This window comes from Nocardioides sp. HDW12B, assembly GCF_011299595.1.
Classification (GTDB): Bacteria; Actinomycetota; Actinomycetes; order Propionibacteriales; family Nocardioidaceae; genus Marmoricola_A.
Genome location: NZ_CP049867.1, coordinates 1,462,999 through 1,483,393 on the forward strand (window position 1 = coordinate 1,462,999; position 20,395 = coordinate 1,483,393).

At 74.2% G+C, this 20,395-nt stretch carries 18 protein-coding genes; 15 read left to right on the forward strand and 3 right to left on the reverse strand.

Features of this window, described 5'->3' with window-relative positions:
• The first annotated feature begins 122 nt into the window (after window positions 1-122).
• Window positions 123-452: a helix-turn-helix transcriptional regulator gene (locus G7072_RS06920; RefSeq protein WP_166084879.1), complete on the forward strand. Its 330-nt coding sequence runs from the start codon at window positions 123-125 to the stop codon at window positions 450-452.
• A 29-nt stretch (window positions 453-481) separates the two neighbouring features.
• Here G7072_RS06920 and G7072_RS06925 read toward each other — a convergent pair whose 3' ends face one another.
• Window positions 482-1,264, reverse strand: coding sequence for an Fpg/Nei family DNA glycosylase (locus G7072_RS06925; protein ID WP_166084880.1), 783 nt, complete (start codon window positions 1,262-1,264; stop codon window positions 482-484).
• Window positions 1,265-1,269: 5 nt separating this feature from the next.
• Entirely contained in the window at window positions 1,270-5,961 is a 4,692-nt protein-coding gene (locus tag G7072_RS06930) for an ATP-dependent helicase (protein ID WP_240917181.1), read from the reverse strand.
• A 310-nt stretch (window positions 5,962-6,271) separates the two neighbouring features.
• Here G7072_RS06930 and G7072_RS06935 point away from each other — a divergent pair, with 310 nt between their 5' ends.
• The 7 genes from G7072_RS06935 to G7072_RS06965 are packed head-to-tail and all read left to right on the forward strand — an operon-like array spanning window position 6,272 to window position 12,246.
• The gene (locus tag G7072_RS06935; RefSeq protein WP_166089795.1) at window positions 6,272-7,186 is read left to right on the forward strand and encodes an ABC transporter ATP-binding protein; all 915 of its coding nucleotides are present in this window, start codon (window positions 6,272-6,274) and stop codon (window positions 7,184-7,186) included.
• Window positions 7,186-8,031 (forward strand): ABC transporter permease, encoded by an 846-nt coding sequence (locus tag G7072_RS06940; protein WP_206063310.1) that lies wholly within the window; start codon window positions 7,186-7,188, stop codon window positions 8,029-8,031. Before G7072_RS06935 ends, G7072_RS06940 begins: the two co-directional genes overlap by 1 nt.
• 1 nt (window position 8,032) lies before the next feature.
• Window positions 8,033-8,851: an ABC transporter permease gene (locus G7072_RS06945; RefSeq protein ID WP_240917182.1), complete on the forward strand. Its 819-nt coding sequence runs from the start codon at window positions 8,033-8,035 to the stop codon at window positions 8,849-8,851.
• Window positions 8,852-8,890: 39 nt separating this feature from the next.
• The gene (locus G7072_RS06950; protein ID WP_166084881.1) at window positions 8,891-9,085 is read left to right on the forward strand and encodes a DUF3046 domain-containing protein; all 195 of its coding nucleotides are present in this window, start codon (window positions 8,891-8,893) and stop codon (window positions 9,083-9,085) included.
• 4 nt (window positions 9,086-9,089) lie between these two features.
• Complete coding sequence (locus tag G7072_RS06955) at window positions 9,090-10,397, forward strand: MFS transporter (protein ID WP_240917183.1); 1,308 nt, start codon at window positions 9,090-9,092, stop codon at window positions 10,395-10,397.
• A gap of 11 nt (window positions 10,398-10,408) precedes the next feature.
• Window positions 10,409-11,209 carry an S-methyl-5'-thioadenosine phosphorylase gene (locus G7072_RS06960; RefSeq protein ID WP_166084882.1) on the forward strand — a complete coding sequence of 267 codons (801 nt, stop codon included), beginning with the start codon at window positions 10,409-10,411 and terminating at the stop codon, window positions 11,207-11,209.
• Window positions 11,206-12,246 (forward strand): NAD-dependent epimerase/dehydratase family protein, encoded by a 1,041-nt coding sequence (locus G7072_RS06965; RefSeq protein ID WP_166084883.1) that lies wholly within the window; start codon window positions 11,206-11,208, stop codon window positions 12,244-12,246. Before G7072_RS06960 ends, G7072_RS06965 begins: the two co-directional genes overlap by 4 nt.
• Before the next feature lie 77 nt (window positions 12,247-12,323).
• On the opposite strand, the gene G7072_RS06970 is transcribed toward G7072_RS06965, so the two are convergent.
• A complete protein-coding gene (locus G7072_RS06970; protein WP_166084884.1) occupies window positions 12,324-13,805 on the reverse strand; it encodes a hypothetical protein in 1,482 nt (493 codons plus the stop codon).
• A gap of 62 nt (window positions 13,806-13,867) precedes the next feature.
• Between G7072_RS06970 and G7072_RS06975 the strand changes: the two genes are divergently transcribed.
• The 7 genes from G7072_RS06975 (at window position 13,868) to rny (ending at window position 20,344) form a co-directional block, all read left to right on the forward strand.
• Window positions 13,868-14,563, forward strand: coding sequence for a glycosyltransferase (locus tag G7072_RS06975; RefSeq protein ID WP_166084885.1), 696 nt, complete (start codon window positions 13,868-13,870; stop codon window positions 14,561-14,563).
• On the forward strand, window positions 14,560-15,255 hold the full coding sequence (locus G7072_RS06980) for a DUF2064 domain-containing protein (RefSeq protein WP_166084886.1): 696 nt from the start codon (window positions 14,560-14,562) through the stop codon (window positions 15,253-15,255). Before G7072_RS06975 ends, G7072_RS06980 begins: the two co-directional genes overlap by 4 nt.
• Before the next feature lie 85 nt (window positions 15,256-15,340).
• A complete protein-coding gene (locus G7072_RS06985; RefSeq protein WP_166084887.1) occupies window positions 15,341-16,531 on the forward strand; it encodes a molybdopterin-dependent oxidoreductase in 1,191 nt (396 codons plus the stop codon).
• Window positions 16,528-16,959, forward strand: coding sequence for a hypothetical protein (locus G7072_RS06990; RefSeq protein WP_166084888.1), 432 nt, complete (start codon window positions 16,528-16,530; stop codon window positions 16,957-16,959). Before G7072_RS06985 ends, G7072_RS06990 begins: the two co-directional genes overlap by 4 nt.
• Window positions 16,960-17,164: 205 nt before the next feature.
• On the forward strand, window positions 17,165-18,208 hold the full coding sequence (gene recA / locus G7072_RS06995; protein ID WP_166084889.1) for a recombinase RecA: 1,044 nt from the start codon (window positions 17,165-17,167) through the stop codon (window positions 18,206-18,208).
• Complete coding sequence (locus G7072_RS07000; protein WP_166084890.1) at window positions 18,183-18,854, forward strand: regulatory protein RecX; 672 nt, start codon at window positions 18,183-18,185, stop codon at window positions 18,852-18,854. The genes recA and G7072_RS07000 overlap by 26 nt, the downstream gene beginning before the upstream one ends.
• 62 nt (window positions 18,855-18,916) lie before the next feature.
• Entirely contained in the window at window positions 18,917-20,344 is a 1,428-nt protein-coding gene (rny, locus tag G7072_RS07005) for a ribonuclease Y (RefSeq protein ID WP_166084892.1), read from the forward strand.
• The last annotated feature ends 51 nt before the right edge of the window (window positions 20,345-20,395 follow it).

The following is a 20,395-nucleotide window of genomic DNA, read 5'->3' on the forward strand; positions in this document are numbered from 1 at the left end:
ACCCCACGACACGACCGCCGGACAGGCGGTGGAATGGGCACGGAAGCGTTGGGGTTGAGTAGTAGGTTGGTCCAACCACGAGGCCGGACCACCGGCCACGACCGAGAGGACGGGAGCGCGACATGGTGCTGTTCCGCCGTCTCCTCGGTGAGGTGCTCCGCCGCCGCCGTCTCGAGCAGGGGCGCACGCTGCGCCAGCTCTGCGGCGACGCCCGCGTGAGCCTGGGCTACATGTCCGAGATCGAGCGCGGGCAGAAGGAGGCCTCCAGCGAGCTGCTGGCCTCGATCTGCGCCGCCCTGGACGTGCCGCTGTCCGAGATCCTCTCCGAGGTCTCCGACGCCGTGGCGCTGGCCGAGGCCGCCGCCCTGGTCCGCGTCCGCCCGCTCGAGCTGCGCTCGGACAAGGTCTCCAGCCCGGCCGCCGACGGCGACGTCGTCGCCTCCGCCGCCTGACCCGCACCTCAGCGCGCCTCGGAGGGACCTCAGGCGGGTTGGCAGGTGGGGCACCAGAAGGTGACCCGGTCGCGCGGAGGTACGCCGTGCGTGCCGCGCTCGATGCGGGTACGGCAGCGACGGCAGGGCTGACCACCCCGGCTGTAGACGTAGTGGGTGCGTCCGCGTCGCAGGTCGCCCGTCGTGGCCTGCTGGGCGCGCTCCTTGTTGACCTCGAGCAGCGCCTTGGCCCGACGCACCAGGCGCGGCAGGTCCGCGACGGCGCCGAGGGGTGCGTGGGGTCGGACGCCGGCGAGGAAGCACAGCTCGGCGGCGTACATGTTGCCGATGCCGGCGAGGTTGCGCTGGTCCAGCAACGCCTCCACGACGGGCCGGTCGGGCTCGGTTCCCAGCCGCGCCAGGGCCTCGGCCTCGTCCCAGTCGGGACCGAGCAGGTCGGGGCCGAGGTGGCCGACGACCGACTCCTCGTCGGCGCGCGGGAGCAGCTCGGTCACCCCGAGGCTGAAGCCGACCGCCGCCCACTCCTCGGTGGTGAGCACCACGCGAGCCTGGTGCGTCGGCCGCCGCCAGCGTGTGCCGGGCCGGTAGAGGTGCCAGGAGCCCTCCATCTTCAGGTGCGTGTGCAGGGTGTGCGCCTCCCCGATGCGCGTCATCAGGTGCTTGCCCCGGGCGACGGTCTCCACCACCGGCTGCCCGGACAGGTTGACCGTCGCGATCTCGGGCACCCGGAAGTCCGAGGTCACCAGCAGGTGCCCGCTCAGAGCACGGTCCAGCGACCGGGCCGTGCGCCAGACGGTGTCGCCCTCAGGCACGGTGTTCAGCCACGGATCCGCAGCCCCCGCGGGGTCGCCACGAAGCCGGCCTGCGCCAGCGCCTCGCGCAACGGCTCCGTGCTGCCCAGGATCGGCTCGCCGTCGGCCCGCTCGACCGTCAGCCTCCCCATCGCGCCGCGACGGACTGCGCCCGCCAGCGCGGTCGTGGCCGCCGCCAGGTCGTCGTGGTCGTCGGTGAACGTCAGCAGCGTCTTGCCGCCCCGCTCGAGGTAGACCGCCAGCGAGCCGTCCACCAGGATCACCAGGGCACCGGCCTTGCGGCCCGGGCGGTGGCCGGTCCCGGAGGAGCCGCCCCCCGCACCGTTGGCAGCACCGTTTCCAGCGCCCTCCGGGGCGGCCGCCTCGCCCGACCGGTCCGGCCAGGGCAGCGCGGCGCCGTACGGGTTGGCGGGGTCGGTCGCCGCGAGCACGACCGCGGCGCGGGCGGCTTGCGGGTCGCCCTCGCCCCCGAGCTCGCGGGAGAACGTGCGCAGCCGGTCGACCGACCCGGGAGCGCCGAACTGCGCCGCACCCAGGCCCTCGACGAAGTAGCCCCGCCGGCAGCGGCCGGAGTCCTCGAACGCGGACAGCACCTTGTAGACGCCCGCGAAGCCGCCGGGGACGCGCTCGGAGACGACCGCGCCGCGCGTCACGACACCGTGCCGCTCGAGCATCGCCTCGGCCGAGGCGTGGGAGCGACGGGTCGCGTCGGGCTCGATCTCGGGCAGCAGCGACCAGCGCCCGGCGGCCGTCGGCGGACCGCTGCGGGTCGGCAGGTCGGGGCGCGGACGCCCTGGTCGCGACGAGCGCCGCGGACGCGCGGCGCGACGAGGGCCGGAGTGGGCGGTGCGCCCCGACGACCCCAGCAGCCGGAGCGGCGCCAGGGTGTCGTTGGTCAACCGTCCCGACCACACCAGGTCCCACAGGGCCTGCAGCAGCGCGGCGTCGTCGGTGGCACCGGCGGCGTTGCTCAGCTGGCGGAAGAAGTACGCCCCGCCCCCCTCGAGCGCGTCGATCACCCCGCGGTGCAGCGGCGTCTCGTCGTACGCCGTCGGCTCGGGCAGGGTGAGGTGGGTGCTGTCGGCCAGGTGCAGGCTGACCCAGCCGTCCTTGCCCGGCAGGGTGCCCTGACCGGCCCACACGATCTCGCCGGTGGCGGTGAGCTCGTCGAGGTAGGCGCCGGTGTAGTCCTCGACCCGGCTCGGCAGCACGAGCGTCTCCAGCGCGCTGGCCGGTACGGCGCAGCCGGCGAGCTGCTCGACCACCGTGAGCACCCCGTCCACGCCGCGCAGCCCGGAGCGTCGTGAGCGGGGCGCGCCCGCGGGGGCGCGCCCGTTGCGCTGCCCGCCCGGCGGGTCGGGGGTGTCGATGATGACGTTCTGCCAGGCGGGGAGGAAGCGACCGAGGGTGGCGGGCTCGACCGGCTCCACCTCCTTGCGCAGCGCCGCCAGGCTCCGGCGCCGCAGCCGGCGCAGCACCTCGGCGTCACACCACTCCGACCCGCTGCCGGCGGGACGGAACTCGCCCTCCACCACGCGGCCGTTGCCGGCGAGGCGGAGCAGGGTCTGCCGCACCACCGCGGACCCGAGCCCCCAGCGCTCCGCGACGTCGGAGACCGTGAAGGGGCCGTGGCAGCGGGCGTAGCGGCCCACCAGGTCGGCCAGCGGGTCGACCACCTCGTCGAGGAACGCGTCGGGGGTGCCGGGTGGCACCGGGACGCCCAGGCCGTCGCGCAGCCGCGGGACGTCCTCGACGGCGGCCCAGCGGGCCTCGCCGGCGACCCGCACCTGCACCACCCGGCGGGCCTCGGCGAGCGCGATCAGCCAGCCCTCGGCCTCCTCGGCCGACTCGTCGGGCACGCGCGCGGTGACCTCGGCCGTGCTCAGGGGGCCGATGAGCCGGACCAGGTCGGCGACGCCCTCCAGACCGCGGGCACGGCGCTCGGGGTCCAGCCTCTGGAGCTCGAGCTCGACGGCGGCGAGCACCGCGGGGTCGAGCAGCTCGCGCAGCTCGGCACGCCCCAGCAGCTCGGCGAGCAGGCCCTGGTCGAGCGAGAGGGCCGCGGCCCGCCGCTCGGCCAGCGGGTTGTCGCCCTCGTACATGAACGCCGCCACGTAGCCGAACAGCAGCGACCGGGCGAACGGCGACGGCTGGTCGGTGTGCACCTCGGAGACCTGGACCGCCCGCGAGGACAGCCGCTTCATCAGGCCCACCAGCGCCGGGACGTCGTACACGTCCTGGAGGCACTCGCGCACCGCCTCCAGCACGATCGGGAACGAGGGGTACTTCGAGGCGACCGACAGCAGCTGCGCGGACTTCTGGCGCTGCTGCCACAGCGGCGAGCGACGACCGGGGTCGCGGCGGGGGAGCAGCAGGGCCCGGGCGGCGCACTCGCGGAACCGGCTGGCGAACAGCGCCGACCCGCCCACCTCGGCGGTGACGAGGTCCTCGATCTCGTCGGCGTCGAAGACCACGACGTCCGCACCGGGCGGGTCCTGGTCGCTCTCGGGGATGCGCATGACGATGCCGTCGTCGGAGGCCAGCGCCTGCGCGTCGACGCCGTAGCGCTCGGCCAGCCGGACGCCGATGGCGAGCGCCCAGGGCGCGTGCACCTGGGCGCCGTACGGCGAGTGCAGCACCAGCCGCCAGTCTCCGAGCTCGTCGCGGAAGCGCTCGACCAGCAGCGTCCGGTCCGACGGCAGCACGGAGGTCGCCTGACGCTGCTCGTCGAGGAAGCGGACGAGGTTCTCCGCCGCCCAGTCGTCGAGCCCGGCGTCGCGGCAGCGGGTGACCGCGTCGGCGCGGTCGAGCGTGCCGAGCTCGCGGGTGAACACGCCGATGGCCTCGCCGAGCTCGGCCGGGCGACCGAGCTGGTCGCCCTTCCAGAACGGCAGGCGACCGGGCTGGCCGGGGGCGGGGGAGACCAGGACCCGGTCGTGGGTGATGTCCTCGATGCGCCAGCTGGTGGCGCCGAGCGCGAACACGTCGCCGACGCGCGACTCGTAGACCATCTCCTCGTCGAGCTCGCCGACCCGGCTGGCCTTCTCGCCGACGAGGAAGACACCGAACATGCCGCGGTCGGGGATGGTGCCGCCGCTGGTGACCGCCAGCCGCTGCGCGCCCGGCCGACCGGCGACGGTCTCCGCGACGCGGTCCCAGACCACGCGGGGACGAAGCTCGGCGAACTCGTCGCTGGGGTAGCGCCCCGACAGCAGGTCGAGCGTCGCGTCGAAGGCGGCCCGCGGCAGCGCGGCGTACGACGCGGCCCGGCGGACCAGGTCGTAGAGCTCGTCGACCTTCCAGTCCTCCAACGAGGTCATCGCCACGACCTGCTGGGCCAGCACGTCCAGCGGGTTGGCCGGCACCCGGATGGCCTCGATGCGACCGGCGCGCATGCTCTCCACGGCCACAGCGGTGTGCACGAGGTCGGCGCGGTGCTTGGGCAGAAGCACCCCGCGCGACACCTCGCCGACCTGGTGGCCGGCGCGACCGACGCGCTGCAGGGCGGAGGCCACGCTGGGCGGCGACTCGATCTGGACCACGAGGTCGACCGCGCCCATGTCGATGCCGAGCTCGAGGCTGGAGGTCGCCACCACGCAGGGCAGCCGGCCCCGCTTCAGGTCGTCCTCGATGATCGCGCGCTGGTCCTTCGACACCGACCCGTGGTGGGCCCGGGCGATGACGACCGGGGCCCCCTCCGACTGGCCCGACTGCGCCATGACCTGGGCGGCCGGACCCTGCGGCGACCGCTCGTCCTCGTCGGGAGCGGCACGCTCGGTGGCGATCTCGTTGAGGCGCGCGGTGAGGCGCTCGGCGAGGCGACGGGAGTTGGCGAACACGATGGTGGAGCGGTGCCGCTCGACGAGGTCGACGACCTCCTCCTCGATGGAGGGCCAGATGGAGGTGCGGCGCTCCTCGCCGGCGGCCGGGCCCTCCTGCTCGGCCGCGGGGGCGCCGAGCTCCGACATGTCCTCGACGGGGACGACGACGCTGAGGTCCCACTGCTTCTGCGCGGGCGGAGCCACGATCTCGACCGGACGGCTGCCGCCGAGGAACCGGGCCACCTCGTCCAGGGGACGCACGGTCGCCGACAGCCCGATCCGCTGGGCCGGCCTCGGCAGCAGCGCGTCCAGGCGCTCCATCGAGAGGGCGAGGTGGGCACCGCGCTTGGTGCCGGCCACGGCGTGGACCTCGTCGACGATCACGGTCTCGACGCTGCGCAGCACCTCCCGCGCCTGCGAGGTCAGCATGAGGAACAGCGACTCGGGGGTGGTGATGAGGATGTCCGGCGGCTTCGAGACCAGGGCGCGCCGCTCGTTGGCGGGGGTGTCGCCGGAGCGGGTGCCGACCCGGATGTCGGGCTCGGGCAGGCCGAGGCGGGCGGCGGTGTGGCGGATGCCGGTCAGGGGCGCGCGCAGGTTGCGCTCGACGTCGACGGCGAGCGCCTTGAGCGGGGAGACGTAGAGGACCCGGCAGCGCTCCTTGGTGGGCGGGGTGGGCGCCTGGGCGAGGCGGTCCAGCGACCACAGGAAGGCGCTCAGCGTCTTGCCCGAGCCGGTGGGCGCCACGACGAGCGCGTTGCGTCCGGCGGCGATCTCGCCCCAGGCCCCGACCTGCGCGGGGGTCGGCTCCGCGAAGGCAGCGCCGAACCACGTCCGCGTCGCCTCGCCGAAGCCCGCCCAGACCTTGTCGCTCACGCTCGCACCCGTCGCTTCCTGTCGTCGCGGCCGCCCGGGCCCGAGATGGCACCGGGACGGCGTCGCCCGCGTGCTGACCATCTTGTCCGACGGCACCGACAACCACCCACGGTGCCGGGTCCGGGCGGCTCGCGGGGTGCCCCGGCAAACCGGGGTGAGTCCTGTCGGCGACGCGCGTTAGGTTGCGTCCATGACCTCCTCCACCCCACCCGGGCCCGGGTCTCCCGACGTCACCGCGGCGTACGTCGGCGCCGGCACCGACGTACGCCGCGGGGACGACCGCGCGGACCGCTCGGAGCTGCCCGCCACCATGGTCGCGGCCCGGGGCCTGACCAAGCGGTTCGGCGGCTTCGAGGCGGTCAAGGGCATCGACGTCACCGTCCACCGCGGCGAGGCCTTCGGCTTCCTCGGGCCCAACGGGGCGGGTAAGTCCTCGACCATGCGGATGATCGCGGCCGTGTCGCCACCCACCAGCGGCGACCTCGAGGTGCTGGGGCGCGACCCGGTCGCCGACGGCTCCGCCGTCCGGGCCCGGCTCGGCGTCTGCCCGCAGGAGGACACGCTCGACAACGAGCTGACGGTGCGCGAGAACCTGCTGATCTACGGGCGCTACTTCGGCATCGCCCGCAAGACGATCGCGGCCCGTGCCGACGAGCTGCTCACCTTCTTCCAGCTCACCGACAAGCGCGACGCCAAGGTCGACAGCCTCTCCGGCGGCCTCAAGCGACGTCTGACGATCGCGCGCTCGCTGATCAACGACCCCGACCTGCTGCTGCTCGACGAGCCCACCACCGGCCTCGACCCGCAGGCCCGCCACGTGCTCTGGGACAAGCTCTACCGCCTCAAGCAGCAGGGGGTCACGCTGGTGCTGACCACCCACTACATGGACGAGGCCGAGCAGCTGTGCGACCGGCTCGTCGTCATGGACGGCGGGCTCGTGGTCGCCGAGGGCACGCCCCAGGACCTGATCCGCGAGCACTCGACGCGCGAGGTGCTCGAGCTGCGCTTCCCGGTGGGCGAGCACGAGGCGCTGGCCGACCGGGTCGCCGATCTCGCCGACCGGGTCGAGGTGCTCCCCGACCGGCTGCTGCTCTACACCCACGACGGCGAGAAGTCGCTGGCCGACGTCCACGAGCGCGGCCTCCAGCCGGTGACCGCGCTGGTGCGCCGCTCCACGCTGGAGGACGTCTTCCTGCGCCTGACCGGCCGGACGCTGGTCGACTGATGAGCGCGCCCACCACCCCGGCAAGCCACCCCGGCGGCGGCCGCGACCAGGGCGACGACGGCCCCGTCGGCGCCCGCGCCATGGTGCTGCGCCAGAGCGACTACTGGCTCACCCGCTTCCGTCGCACCTGGCGGGGGTCGGTCATCGGGTCCTTCCTCGAGCCGGTCCTCTACCTGCTCGCGATGGGCGTCCTGCTCGGGCAGTACGTCGACGACGCCGGCTCGGCGAGCATCGGGCCGTCGTACCTCGACTTCGTCGCCCCCGGCATGATGGCGGCCGCCTCGATGCAGCTGGCCACCAGCGAGACCACGTGGCCGGTGATGGGCGCGGTCAAGTGGGACCGGACCTACTACGGCATGCTCGCGACGCCGTTGCGGGTGCGCGACATCGTGGCCGGACACCTGACGTTCGTGGTGCTGCGCCTGGGGTTCACCGCCGCGGTCTTCGCGCTGGTCGTCGGCATCTTCGGCGTGTTCTCCTCGGTCCCGGGCGCGCTGGGTGCCTGGCTCGCGGCGGTCCTGACCGGCATCGCCTTCGCGTTCCCGGTCTACGGCTACGCCGCCGGGGCGAGGTCCGAGCAGTCCTTCGCGCTGATCTACCGCATCGGCGTCATCCCGATGTTCCTGTTCTCGGGCGCCTTCTTCCCGGTGGAGAACCTCCCGGCGCCGCTCGAGGTGGTCGCCCGGGTGCTGCCGCTGTGGCACGGCGTCGAGCTGTGCCGTGGCGCCGCCCTGGGTGGCCTCGACCTGCTGCCGGCGGTGGGCCACGTCGCCTACCTCGCCGCCCTCGCGGGCGCCGGCGGCTGGTGGGCCGTGCGCCGCCTCACCGGACGGCTGGTGGTCTGACGTGGCCGTCGTCACCACCGCCCTCGCGCGCTCGCTCGGCCGCTCCGGCCCGGTCGGACCCGACCACGGCGGCCCGGGCGCGCTCATGGTGCGCAACTTCTGGGTGATGCGCCGGGCCTGGGTCGTCGTGGCCAGCGGGTTCTTCGAGCCGGTGTTCTTCCTGCTCTCCATCGGCGTGGGCATCGGGGCCATCGTCAGCGGCTTCACCGTCATGGGGGAGGAGATCCCCTACAAGGAGTTCGTCGCGCCCGCGATGCTGGCCGCGTCCGCCATGAACGGCGCGATCATGGACTCGACGTTCAACGTCTTCTTCAAGCTGAAGTTCGAGAAGGTGTACGACGCCGTGCTCGCCACGCCGCTCGGGCCCCGCGACGTGGCCCGGGCCGAGATCGGGTGGGCCGTCTCGCGCGGCGGTCTCTACGCCACCGGCTTCCTGCTCGTGATGCTCGCGATGGGGTTGCTGTCGTCGTGGTGGGCGCTGCTGGCCCTGCCCGCCGCGCTGCTGACGAGCTTCGCCTTCGCCGGGGTCGGGATGGCGCTGACGACCTTCATGAAGTCCTGGCAGGACTTCGAGCTGGTGCTGCTCGCGATCATGCCGATGTTCCTGTTCTCGGCCACGTTCTACCCGGTCGAGACGTACGGCGACTGGCGCTGGCTGGTCGAGGTCACGCCGCTCTACCGGGCCGTGGTGCTCATGCGCGAGCTCTGCACCGGCCTGCTGAGCGAGGCCTCGCTGGTCTCGGTCGCCTACCTGGCCACGATGGGCGTCATCGGCATGACCGTCGCCGGGCGCCGCATCGGCAAGCTGCTCCTGACCTGACCTGACCAACCAGCACCTGCACCGCACCTGAGGAGGACCGTGAGGCACACCGAGTTCTGGGCCCGGATGGAGGCCGAGCTGGGGGCGGCGTACGCCCCGGTCTGGGCGCGCCAGCAGGTGCTCGGCGCGCTCGGCGGCCGCACGCCGGAGGCGGCGCTCGAGCAGGGTGTGCCGCCCAAGCAGGTCTGGTACGCCGTCGCGGCCGTGCTCGGGGTGCCCGAGAGCCGGCGGTGACCCCGTGACGGACGTGCCCGTGTCGGACGCCCCCGCGTCTGAGGCCCCGCTGCGGGCCGCCGAGGTGGCGAGCGCGCAGACCCGCACGGTCCAGGTGCTCGTCGGCTCCCAGGCGCTCGGCGGGCTCGGCACCACGATCGGGATCGCCGTCGCCTCCGTCCTGGCCGAGCGCATCACCGGCAACGCCTCCCTGGCCGGGCTCGTGCAGACCGTCCAGGTCCTCGGCTCCGCCGGCGCGGCCTACCTGCTCGCCCGTGTCATGGGGCGCCACGGACGCCGTCCGGGGGTGGCGCTGGGCTACCTGCTCGGGGCCGTCGGGGCGGGCCTCTGCGTCGTCGGGGGAGCGGTCGGCTCCTTCGCCCTGCTGCTGACCGGGGCGCTGCTGCTGGGCGCCAACACCGCCGCGTCGCTCGCCTCCCGCTACGCCGCCGCCGACCTCGCCCCGGCCCGGAGCAAGGGACGGGCGCTCTCGCTCGTGCTGTGGGCGACGACGGTCGGCGCCGTCGCCGGCCCCAACCTCGTCGGACCCGCGGGCGACCTCGCCTCCGCCGTCGGTCTGCCCGTGCTCACCGGTCCGTTCCTCGTCAGCCTGGTCGCGACCCTCGCCGCCTCGCTCGTCGTGGCCGCCCTGCTGCGACCCGACCCGCTCCTGCTCGCCCGCGAGGTCTCGGGCGAGGACCTGCACGGTCCGCCCGCGCGCCTGAGCCGCACCGAGCGGCGCGAGCTGCTGCGCGCCCACCCGGGCATCGGGGCGGCGGTCCTGGCGATGGCGTCCGCGCACGCCGTGATGGTCGCCGTGATGGTGATGACCCCGCTGCACATGGACCACGGGGGTGCCGACCTCGAGGTCATCGGCCTGGTGATCAGCATCCACGTGCTCGGGATGTTCTTCCTCTCCCCGCTGGTGGGCGCGCTGGTGGACCGGGTCGGCCCGCGTGCGGTGCTGGGGCTCGGTGCAGGCGTGCTCTGGGCGTCGCTGACGCTGAGCGGCACGGCACCGGAGGGGGCGTCGCTGCGGATCGGCACCGGGCTGTTCCTGCTGGGCCTCGGCTGGTCGCTGTGCACCGTCGCGGCCGCCGCGCTGCTGACCCTGACCGCGCCGCTCGCGCACCGCACCGGGGTGCAGGGCACGGCCGACCTGTTGATGAACCTCGCCGCGGCGGCCGCCGGCGTCGGGGGAGGGCTGGTGGTCGGGCTCCTGGGCTACGGCGCCCTCAACGCCTTCGCGGCGGTCCTCGTCCTCGGCGTGGCCGGTGCCGCGGTCGGGGCCGGACCTCGGTCCGCCGCCGGGGAGCGGGCCGACGCCCTCTAGGGTCGGGTGCCATGACCAGCCCTGAGCGACCCACCCTCGCCGTCATCGGCGGCAGTGGCTTCTACGAGTTCCTCGACGACGCCGAGACGGTCGAGGTGGAGACGCCGTACGGCGCCCCCTCGGCCCCCGTCACCATCGGCGAGGTGGGCGGCCGTCGCGTCGCCTTCCTGCCGCGCCACGGCAAGGGCCACGCCCAGCCGCCGCACAAGATCAACGTGCGCGCCAACATCTGGGCCCTGCGCTCGGTGGGCGTGCGCCAGGTCCTCGCCCCCTGCGCCGTCGGCGGCCTGCAGCCCCACACGCAGCCCGGCACCCTCGTCGTGCCCGACCAGCTGGTCGACCGCACCACCTCCCGGATCGGCACCTTCGTCGAGACCGGCGCGATGCACATCCCCTTCGCCGACCCCTACTGCCCCCAGCTGCGCGGCTCGCTGCTCGGCGCCGCGCCCGACGCGGTCGACGGCGGGGCCATGGTCGTCATCGAGGGGCCGCGCTTCTCCACCCGCGCCGAGTCGCAGTGGTACGCCGCGCAGGGCTGGTCGCTGGTCAACATGACCGGGCTGCCCGAGGCGGCGCTGGCCCGCGAGATGGGGCTCTGCTACGCCGCCATCGCCCTGGTGACCGACGTCGACGCCGGGGTCTCGGCCGAGGACGAGTCGGTGAGCATGGAGGCGGTGTTCGCGATGTTCGCGGCCAACATCGACCGGCTCAAGGGCCTCATCGGCGACGCCGTCGCGGCCGCCCCGCCACCGGGACCGTGCGGCTGCAACACCTGGATGGACGGCCTCGAGATCCCCTACGAGCTCCCGTGAAGGTCCTGCTCACCGGCGCGTCCGGCTTCATCGGCGCCGCGATCCGCGACCAGCTCGACGCGTCCGGGCACGACGTCGTCGCCGTCGACGCCCTCATCCCGCAGGCCCACGGCACGGACACCGTGCCCGACGTCAGCGTCCACCGGCTCGACGTGCGCCAGGCCGACACCTGGGTCGACCTGCTCCGCGGGGTCGACGTGGTCTGCCACCAGTCGGCCATGGTCGGCGCCGGCGTGACGGTGGCCGACATGCCGCTCTACGCCTCGCACAACGACCTCGGCACCGCGGTGCTGCTCGCCGCGATGGAGGAGGCGGGCGTGAAGCGGCTGGTGTTCGCCTCCTCGATGGTCGTCTACGGCGAGGGCCGCTACGTCTGCGCGACGCACGGGCACGTGCAGCCCGGCGTGCGCACGGTGGCCGACCTCGAGGCCGGCCGTTTCGACAACCCGTGCCCGTCCTGCGACCGCGCCCTCGGGTGGGAGCTCGTCGACGAGGACGCCCGCCTCGACCCGCGCAGCAGCTACGCCGCGTCCAAGCTGGCCACGGAGCACTACGCCTCCGCGTGGGTGCGGCAGGCCGACGCCCGGGCCGTGGGGCTGAGGTACCACAACGTCTACGGCGCCCGGATGCCGCGGGACACGCCGTACTCCGGGGTGGCGGCGATCTTCCGCTCCTCGCTCGAGCGCGGCGAGTCCCCGCGGGTGTTCGAGGACGGCGGGCAGATGCGCGACTTCGTCCACGTCACCGACGTCGCCCGGGCGAACCTCGCCTCGATCGAGGCGGTCGCGGAGGACCGGCTGGCGCCGTACGAGGCCTTCAACGTCTGCTCCGGCGAGCCGGTGAGCATCCGCGACGTGGCGCAGATGCTCGGCGCCGCCAGCGGCATCGACCCCGTGGTCACCGGCCAGTACCGACTGGGCGACGTGCGGCACGTGGTCGCCTCGCCCGAGCGGGCCCGGCAGGTGCTGGGGTTCAGCGCGCAGGTCGGCCCCGAGCAGGGCCTGGCCGCCTTCGTGCACGAGCCGCTGCGCACCTGACGCCGTCGGGCCGGTGACCCGCTGACCCGCTGACCTGCTGACCCGCTGACCCGCTGACCTGCTGACCTGCCGAGCCGCTACCAGGTGGTGCGGAGGAGGTGTTGGATCACCAGCGCCGCGGTGAGCTGGATCCACACGCCGCGACGTCGCCAGCGCTCCGGCAGCAGCGCGCAGCCGAGCAGCACCCACGGCACGAACGGCAGCCAGATCCGCTCCACCTCGGCCTTGCTCATCTGCGACAGGTCGGCTGACAGCACGGTGAGGATCCCGGCGAGCGTCATCACGTAGACCGCGTGGCGCGGACTGCGCTCCCGCGGGAAGCGGGGCAGGCGCGCGAGCAGCGCCGGTCCGCGGGAGGCCGCCGCGTCCGCAGCCCGCTGCCGGCTCTCGCCGTGGTGCCCGCGCGCGGGCTCGTGGTTGCCCGGGAGCCGCGGACGTCCCTTGTCGTTGAGCAGCCAGGCGATCCCGGCCCCGGCCATCGGACCGGCGGAGAAGAGGAAGGCGCCGAGGTTGCCCCACATCCAGTACAGCGGCGTACGGCGACCGCCGACGCCCTCCCAGTACCGGTCGTGGAGCTCGGGCAGGGCGTCCCAGTAGTAGAAGCCGAAGGCGGCGAAGGACAGCACCACCGCGACGGCGGCCGCCGCGGCGATCGGCAGCGGTCGCCACGCGCCGCCGAGCCAGAGCACGGCCAGGCAGAGGATGCCCAGCAGGGGCAGGCCGTAGGACATCATCACGACGTAGCCGAGGAGCAGGCCCGCCACCACCGACCACGCCACCTGGGGTCCGGTCGAGCGCCGGGTGGCGGCCATCGCCAGGGCGGCCAGGCCCCAGGCACCGACGGCGGCGAAGAGCGCGTCGCCGGAGACGCACATCCAGATGGCGGCCGGACCGACCGCCAGGAACGGCGCCGCGCGACGCACGACCTGCTCGGCGCCCAGCGTCCGCAGGGTGCACAGCACGGCGACGGGGGTGGTGGCGGCGAGCACCGACACCACGAGACCGGCCTCGAAGCCGTCCGTGACGCCGAGGCGCACCAGCAGGACGAAGAACGCCAGGGCGCCCGGCGGGTGACCGGCGATGTGCACCGGCCAGTTGCGCGGCTCGGCGTCGTACGAGATGCGGCTGACGTACTCCGCCAGCGTGGCCGGGAAATCGGTGACCCGGCGCGCGGTGTTCATGTACTCGTAGCTGTCGTCCATGACGTCGCGGAGGCCGCTGGTCCCGTCCAGCAGGGCGAGGGCGAGCATCCAGGCGAGCGCGGCGACGTACGTCGCGAGCAGCAGGCGTCCCCAGGGCAGCGTCTCGGCTAAGTCGACGGCCTTCCAGCCGAACAGGCCGGCCAGCACGAGGGCGACCGCGCTGGCGACACCCACCCGCGGCATCCACTCCGCGTGGATCGGCGGGAAGCTGTTGACGCGGACGTTCCAGTCGAAGACCGCCGGCACGGCCATGCACAGCCCCATGAGGGCGAGCGCGACGAGCAGGCCGGTGAGGGGGAGACGGGTGCGCCAGGGCGCCTGGGGGCGTCGGTCGTGCGACAGCGTGCGCGTGGGCATGCCCGGACTCTAGCCAGGGCCGGTGCGTCCCCACGCGCGAGCGTTCTCTAGCGTGGCTGCCCATGCCGTCCGACATCCCCGCCACGCCGCCGCCCGCCGATCGGCCGCGCTGCGACCTCGTGCTGCCCTGCAAGGACGAGGGGCCGGCCCTGGTCGACCTCCTGCCCCGCATCCCTGACGTCTTCGACGTGATCGTCGTCGACAACGGCTCGACCGACGACACCGTCGCGGTCGCCGAGCGGCTCGGGGCGCGCGTCGTGCGCGAGCAGAGCCCCGGGTACGGCGCCGCCGTCCACGCCGGCGTCGTGGCGGCGCGGCACGACTGGCTGGCCGTCATGGACGGCGACGGCTCGTTCGACCCCGACGACCTGCTGCCGCTCCTCGACGAGGTCGTCGGCGGTCGCGCCGACCTGGCCCTCGGACGGCGCCGCCCCGTCCGGTCGGGCGTCTGGCCCTGGCACGCCCGCGCCGGCAACACCGTGCTGCTGTGGTGGTTGCGCCGCAAGACCGGTCTCCCGGTGCGCGACATCGCGCCGATGCGCGTCAGCGGACGTCAGGCGATGGTCGACCTCGGCGTCGAGGACCGGCGGTTCGGCTACCCCGTCGAGCTGCTCCAGCGTGCCCACGCCGCCGGCTGGCGCTTCTCGGAGCGTGACGTCGCCTACCACCCTCGCGCGGAGGGCACGAAGTCGAAGGTCTCCGGGTCGGTGAAGGGCTCGCTGCGGGCGGCCCGCGACTTCGCGAAGGTGATCCGGTGACGACGACCGAGGCGCTCTTCGGCCCCGACGGTGCTCCTGCGCGGGGGCTCGTCGTCGCCAAGGCCCCCGTCGCGGGGCAGGTCAAGACGCGGCTGGGCGCGGACGTCGGGCTCGACGTGGCCGCCCGACTGGCCGCTGCTGCCCTGCTCGACACCCTCGACGCCTTCGAGGTCGCCTTCGGCCCCGGCCACCGGCACGTCGCGATGACCGGCGACCTCGCCGCGGCCGAGCAGGGCCTCGAGATCCGGGACCGGCTGGCCTCGTGGACGGTGCACGAGCAGCGGGGCGACGGCCTGGGGGAGCGGCTGGCCCACGCCCACGCCGACGTCGCCGCCACCGGGCCCGGACCGGTCGTGCAGGTCGGAATGGACACCCCGCAGGTGACCGCGCGCCTGCTGGAGGACGTGGTGACCCGGCTGGGCCGTCACCCGGCCGTGCTGGGGCCGGCCGAGGACGGCGGCTGGTGGGTGCTGGCGCTGGCGGACGGCACGCGCGGGGAGGTGCTCGTCGACGTCCCGATGTCGACCGGCACGACCTGTCGCGAGACCGAGCGCGCCCTCGTGGCGGCGGGCCTCTCCGTGGCCCACGCGCCCGTGCTCTGCGACGTCGACACGGTCGTGGAGGCCACCGCGGTCGCTGCCGACGCCCCGACCACACGGTTCGCCAGTCTCTGGCGCGAGACGACGCGCTAGCGGGACCGCCTCCGCCGCCCGCGCCGTGATCCGCGGCCGGGTCACACGTCGCGTCCTAGGCTGAGGCGGAGAAGGAGGGACGCCGATGACCCTGCTCGACCCCGTCCGTCGCGCTGCCGCCCGTCGCCCTCCCGCCCCCGCCGAGGAGGACTTCACCTCGCGCCTGCGCAGCCCGGCGGTGGCCGCCCGGATCGGCCTCTGGCTCGGCGTGACGTTCACCGTCGCCTTCCTGACGGGGATCGTGAGCCACTGGGCGCAGTCGCCGACGCCCTGGCTGTCCTTCCCCTCCCGGCCCGCCTGGGGCTACCGCGTCACCCAGGGCCTGCACGTGGTCAGCGGCACCGCCGCGATCCCGCTGCTGCTGGTCAAGCTCTGGACGGTCTACCCGCGCCTGTTCGCGTCCTTCGGCCGCGGCGCGCGTCAGCTCCTGGTCTCCGCGCTGGAGCGGGCGTCGATCGCCGTGCTCGTCGCCTCCGCGGTCTTCCAGCTCTCGACCGGGCTCATGAACTCGGCGCAGTGGTACCCCTGGGCCTTCAGCTTCCGCTCGACGCACTTCGCCGTGGCCTGGGTCGCGATCGGCGCCCTGGTCGTGCACGTGGCCGTCAAGCTGCCGGTCATCCGCGCCGCGCTGACCGGCCACGTGGACGACGAGGGGCAGGACCGGGCCGGGACGGACGCCGACGGCGCCCTCTCGCGCCGGGGGCTGCTGCGCAGCACCTGGGTCGCGTCCGGGGTCGCGGTCCTCGCCTCGGCCGGCAGCACGGTGCCGCTGCTGCGCGAGGTGTCGGTGCTCGGCGTCCGCTCCGGCGACGGCCCGCAGGGGCTGCCGGTCAACAAGTCGGCCCGCGCCGCCGGGGTGACCTCGTCGGCGCTGTCGCCGTCGTACGCCCTCGAGCTCGTCCGCGGCGGCACGACGGTGCGGCTCACGCGCGAGCAGCTGCTGGCGATGCCCCAGGTCACCGAGGAGCTGCCGATCGCCTGCGTCGAGGGCTGGAGCGCGTCCGGCACCTGGACCGGCGTGCGGGTCAAGGACCTGCTGGCCGAGGTCGGTGCGGAGCCGGGTGACGTGGTCGTCACGTCGCTGCAGACCTCCGGGCCGTACACGACCACGCTGCTGCCGGCGAACTTCGTCGCCGACGACGCGACGCTGCTGGCGCTGCAGCTCGACGGCGAGGACCTGTCGATCGACCACGGCTATCCGGCGCGGGTCATCGCCCCCAACCGCCCCGGCGTGCTCCAGACCAAGTGGGTCGGCCGCCTCGAGGTCGAGGCATGAGGGGACGGCTGGCACTCGGCGCCCTCGGTGTCCTGCTCGGGGCGTACGGCGCGTTCCGGCTGCTCGAGCTCGGCGGGGACAACCTGGTCGCGACCGCGGTCTGGATGACCGGCGGCGTGCTGGTCCACGACGCCGTGCTGGCACCCCTCACGGTCATGGTGGGGGCGCTGGTCCTGGTCACCCTGCGCTCGCGTCCGTGGCGGGCTGCCGCCGCCGCCGGGCTGCTCGTCCTGGGCACCGTCACCGTCACGGCCGTGCCGGTGCTGGGCCGCTTCGGCGCGAAGCCCGACAACGCCACCCTGCTGGACCGGCCCTACCTCGCCGGCTGGCTCGCGCTCGTCGTGCTGGTCGTGCTCGGGACGGTGCTCGTCGGGTGGCTGGGCGGTCGACGGGAGGGCCGGCGGGAGGGCCGGCGGGCCGGTCGCTGAGCCGCTCGGGCGTGTCGCTGCGGGTCGAACACGTGTTCGGGCTAGATTGGTGCTGCGGCTCGGCTCCGGGTCGTGGACCCGCCGGTTCTCCCCAGCTCGGGAGGACGCTCCCCGTTGTGTCGGCGGTCCTGCCTAGAGTCCAGCGCACCAGATCAACCTCCCATGCGAGAGCCCCGTGAGCCGGGGGCAGAACAGGACGGCACCCATGTCAGCCACGAACCGCGAGAAGGCCCTCGACGCCGCGCTCGCCAACATCGAGAAGCAGTTCGGCAAGGGCTCGGTGATGCGTCTCGGTGACGACACCCGGGCGCCGCTGTCGGTCATCCCCACCGGCGCGATCTCCCTCGACATCGCCCTCGGCCTCGGCGGCCTGCCGCGCGGCCGCGTGGTCGAGATCTACGGCCCGGAGTCGTCGGGAAAGACGACGGTGGCGCTGCACGCCGTCGCCAACGCCCAGGCCGCCGGCGGCATCGTGGCGTTCGTCGACGCCGAGCACGCGCTCGACCCGGAGTACGCCAAGGCCCTCGGCGTCGACACCGACGCCCTGCTGGTCTCCCAGCCGGACTCGGGCGAGCAGGCGCTCGAGATCGCCGACATGCTGATCCGCTCGGGCGCGCTCGACCTCATCGTCATCGACTCCGTGGCCGCCCTGGTGCCGCGCGCGGAGATCGAGGGCGAGATGGGCGACAGCCACGTCGGCCTGCAGGCGCGGCTCATGAGCCAGGCGCTGCGCAAGATGACCGGTGCGCTGAACAACTCCCAGACCACCGCGATCTTCATCAACCAGCTGCGCGAGAAGATCGGCGTCATGTTCGGCTCGCCCGAGACCACGACCGGTGGCCGGGCGCTGAAGTTCTACTCCTCGGTGCGCCTCGACGTCCGTCGGATCGAGACGCTCAAGGACGGCCAGGACATGGTCGGCAACCGCACCCGCGTCAAGGTCGTCAAGAACAAGGTCGCTCCGCCGTTCAAGCAGGCCGAGTTCGACATCATGTACGGCCAGGGCATCAGCCGCGAGGGTGGACTCATCGACGTCGGCGTCGACGCGGGCCTCGTCCGCAAGGCCGGCGCCTGGTACACCTACGAGGGCGACCAGCTCGGCCAGGGCAAGGAGAACGCGCGCACCTTCCTGCGCGACAACCCCGACCTCGCCAACGAGCTGGAGAAGAAGATCCTCGAGAAGCTCGGAATCGGTCCCCAGGTGACCGACGAGGTCGTGCCCGATGAGCCGGTCAACGTCCAGTTCTGAGTCCCGGCACGGCGCACGTCACGACGGGCGCCACGACGGGCGACCGCGCCCCCGGTCCGGGTCCGGGCTGGGGCGCGGCTTCGTCGCCGGGCGCACCGAGCCGCGTGACCGCCCCGACGACGACGGTCCTCCGGACGAGCAGTGGCTCGGGCCGGAGGCCGACCCGGAGAGCGTGGGGCGCAAGGTCCTGCTCGACCAGCTGACCGGCCAGGCCCGCAGCCGAGCCGAGCTGGCGGTGAAGCTGGCGCGCAAGCGCGTGCCGCCGGAGGTCGCCGAGACGCTGCTCGACCGGTTCGAGGACGTCGGTCTCGTCGACGACGCCGCCTTCGCGCGGGACTGGGTCGAGTCGCGCCAGGCCAGCCGCGGCCTGGCCCGGAGGGCGCTCAGCGTCGAGCTGCGGCGCAAGGGGGTCGCCAGCGAGGTGATCGCCGAGGCCGTGAGCGAGGTCAGCGCCGAGGACGAGGACGCCGCCGCCCGCGAGCTGGTCCGACGTCGGCTGCGGAGCCTCAGCCGCTACGACGACGCCACCGTGGTCCGACGGCTGACGGGCATGCTGGCGCGCAAGGGCTACCCGCCCTCGGTGGTGTTCCGGGTGGTGCGCGAGGAGGTCGCGGCGGCCGACGACCTGCTCGGTCCCGACCTCTGAGGCCGCGCCTCGAGGCGGTCGTCTTGCCCGTGGGCACCGGGCGCACCTAGCCTCGACGGATCATGCCTCCGTCCTCCTCCGCCGCCCCGTTGCTCCTGTCCTCCACGCTGGTCTGGGTGCTCGGCGGTGCGGTGGTCGTGGTGCTGCTGGTCTGCGTCGGGGTGCTGCTGCTCTCGCGCCAGCTGACCGCGCGCCGCGAGGCCGAGCTGCACCGCGACCTGCACGAGCAGCGGCTCGACATCGAGCGTCGTGAGCACCGGCTCGCGGAGCGGGAGGCTCGCGCCGACGAGGAGCGTCGAGGCCTCGAGGAGCGCGCCGCGGAGGTCGCCGAGGCGGCGACCGAGCGCACCGCGCTGCTCGAGCAGGTGGCGCGCCTGAGCGTCGAGGAGGCGCGCGCTGAGGTGGTGGGTGCCGCCGAGCACGAGGCCCGGCTGGCGGCCGCGACGCTGGCCCGCGACATCGAGGCGGCGGCCCGCCAGGGCGCGGAGAGCGAGGCCAAGCGGGTGCTGAGCACCGCCATCCAGCGGCTGGCCTCGGAGCAGAGCGCCGACCTCACCGTCTCGGTCGTGCACCTGGCCAGCGACGACCTCAAGGGCCGCATCATCGGCCGCGAGGGGCGCAACATCCGGGCCTTCGAGCAGATCACGGGCGTCAACCTGGTCATCGACGACACCCCCGAGGCGGTCGTGCTCAGCTGCTTCGACCCGGTTCGCCGCGAGGTCGCCCGGGTCGCGCTCGAGGAGCTGCTCGCCGACGGACGCATCCACCCGACCCGGATCGAGGAGGTGCACCAGCGCAGCCAGGAGCAGGTCGAGGCACTGTGCCGTAGTGCGGGGGAGGAGGCGTGCCTGCAGATGGGCATCTCCGACCTGCACCCCGAGCTGGTGCTGACGATGGGGCGGCTGCGCTACCGCTCCTCGTACGGGCAGAACGTGCTGGCCCACCTGGTCGAGTCCGGCCGGGCCGCCGGGCTGTTGGCCGACGAGCTCGGCGTGGAGCGCTCGGCGTGCGTGCGTGGCGCGTTCCTGCACGACATCGGCAAGGCGCTCACCCACGAGGTCGAGGGGTCCCACGCCATCGTCGGGGCGGACCTCGCGCGCCGCTACGGCGAGCACGAGGACGTCGTGCACGCCATCGAGGCCCACCACAACGAGGTGGAGCCGCGCACCGTGGAGGCGTGGCTGACCCAGGCCGCCGACGCGATCAGCGGGGGCCGCCCGGGCGCACGACGCGAGTCGCTCGAGTCCTACGTCAAGCGTCTCGAGCGCCTCGAGGAGATCGCGCTGACGCACCGCGGCGTCGAGAAGGTCTTCGCCATGCAGGCGGGCCGCGACCTGCGCGTCATGGTCCTGCCCGACGTGGTCGACGACCTCGCCGCCCAGGTGCTGGCCCGTGACCTGGCCAAGCAGATCGAGGAGGAGCTGACCTACCCGGGTCAGATCCGCGTCACGGTGATCCGGGAGAGCCGGGCCACCGAGGTCGCGCGCTGAGCCGCGGGCCGGACTGCCGTCACCCCGTCACCCCGTCACTGCTGTCACGGC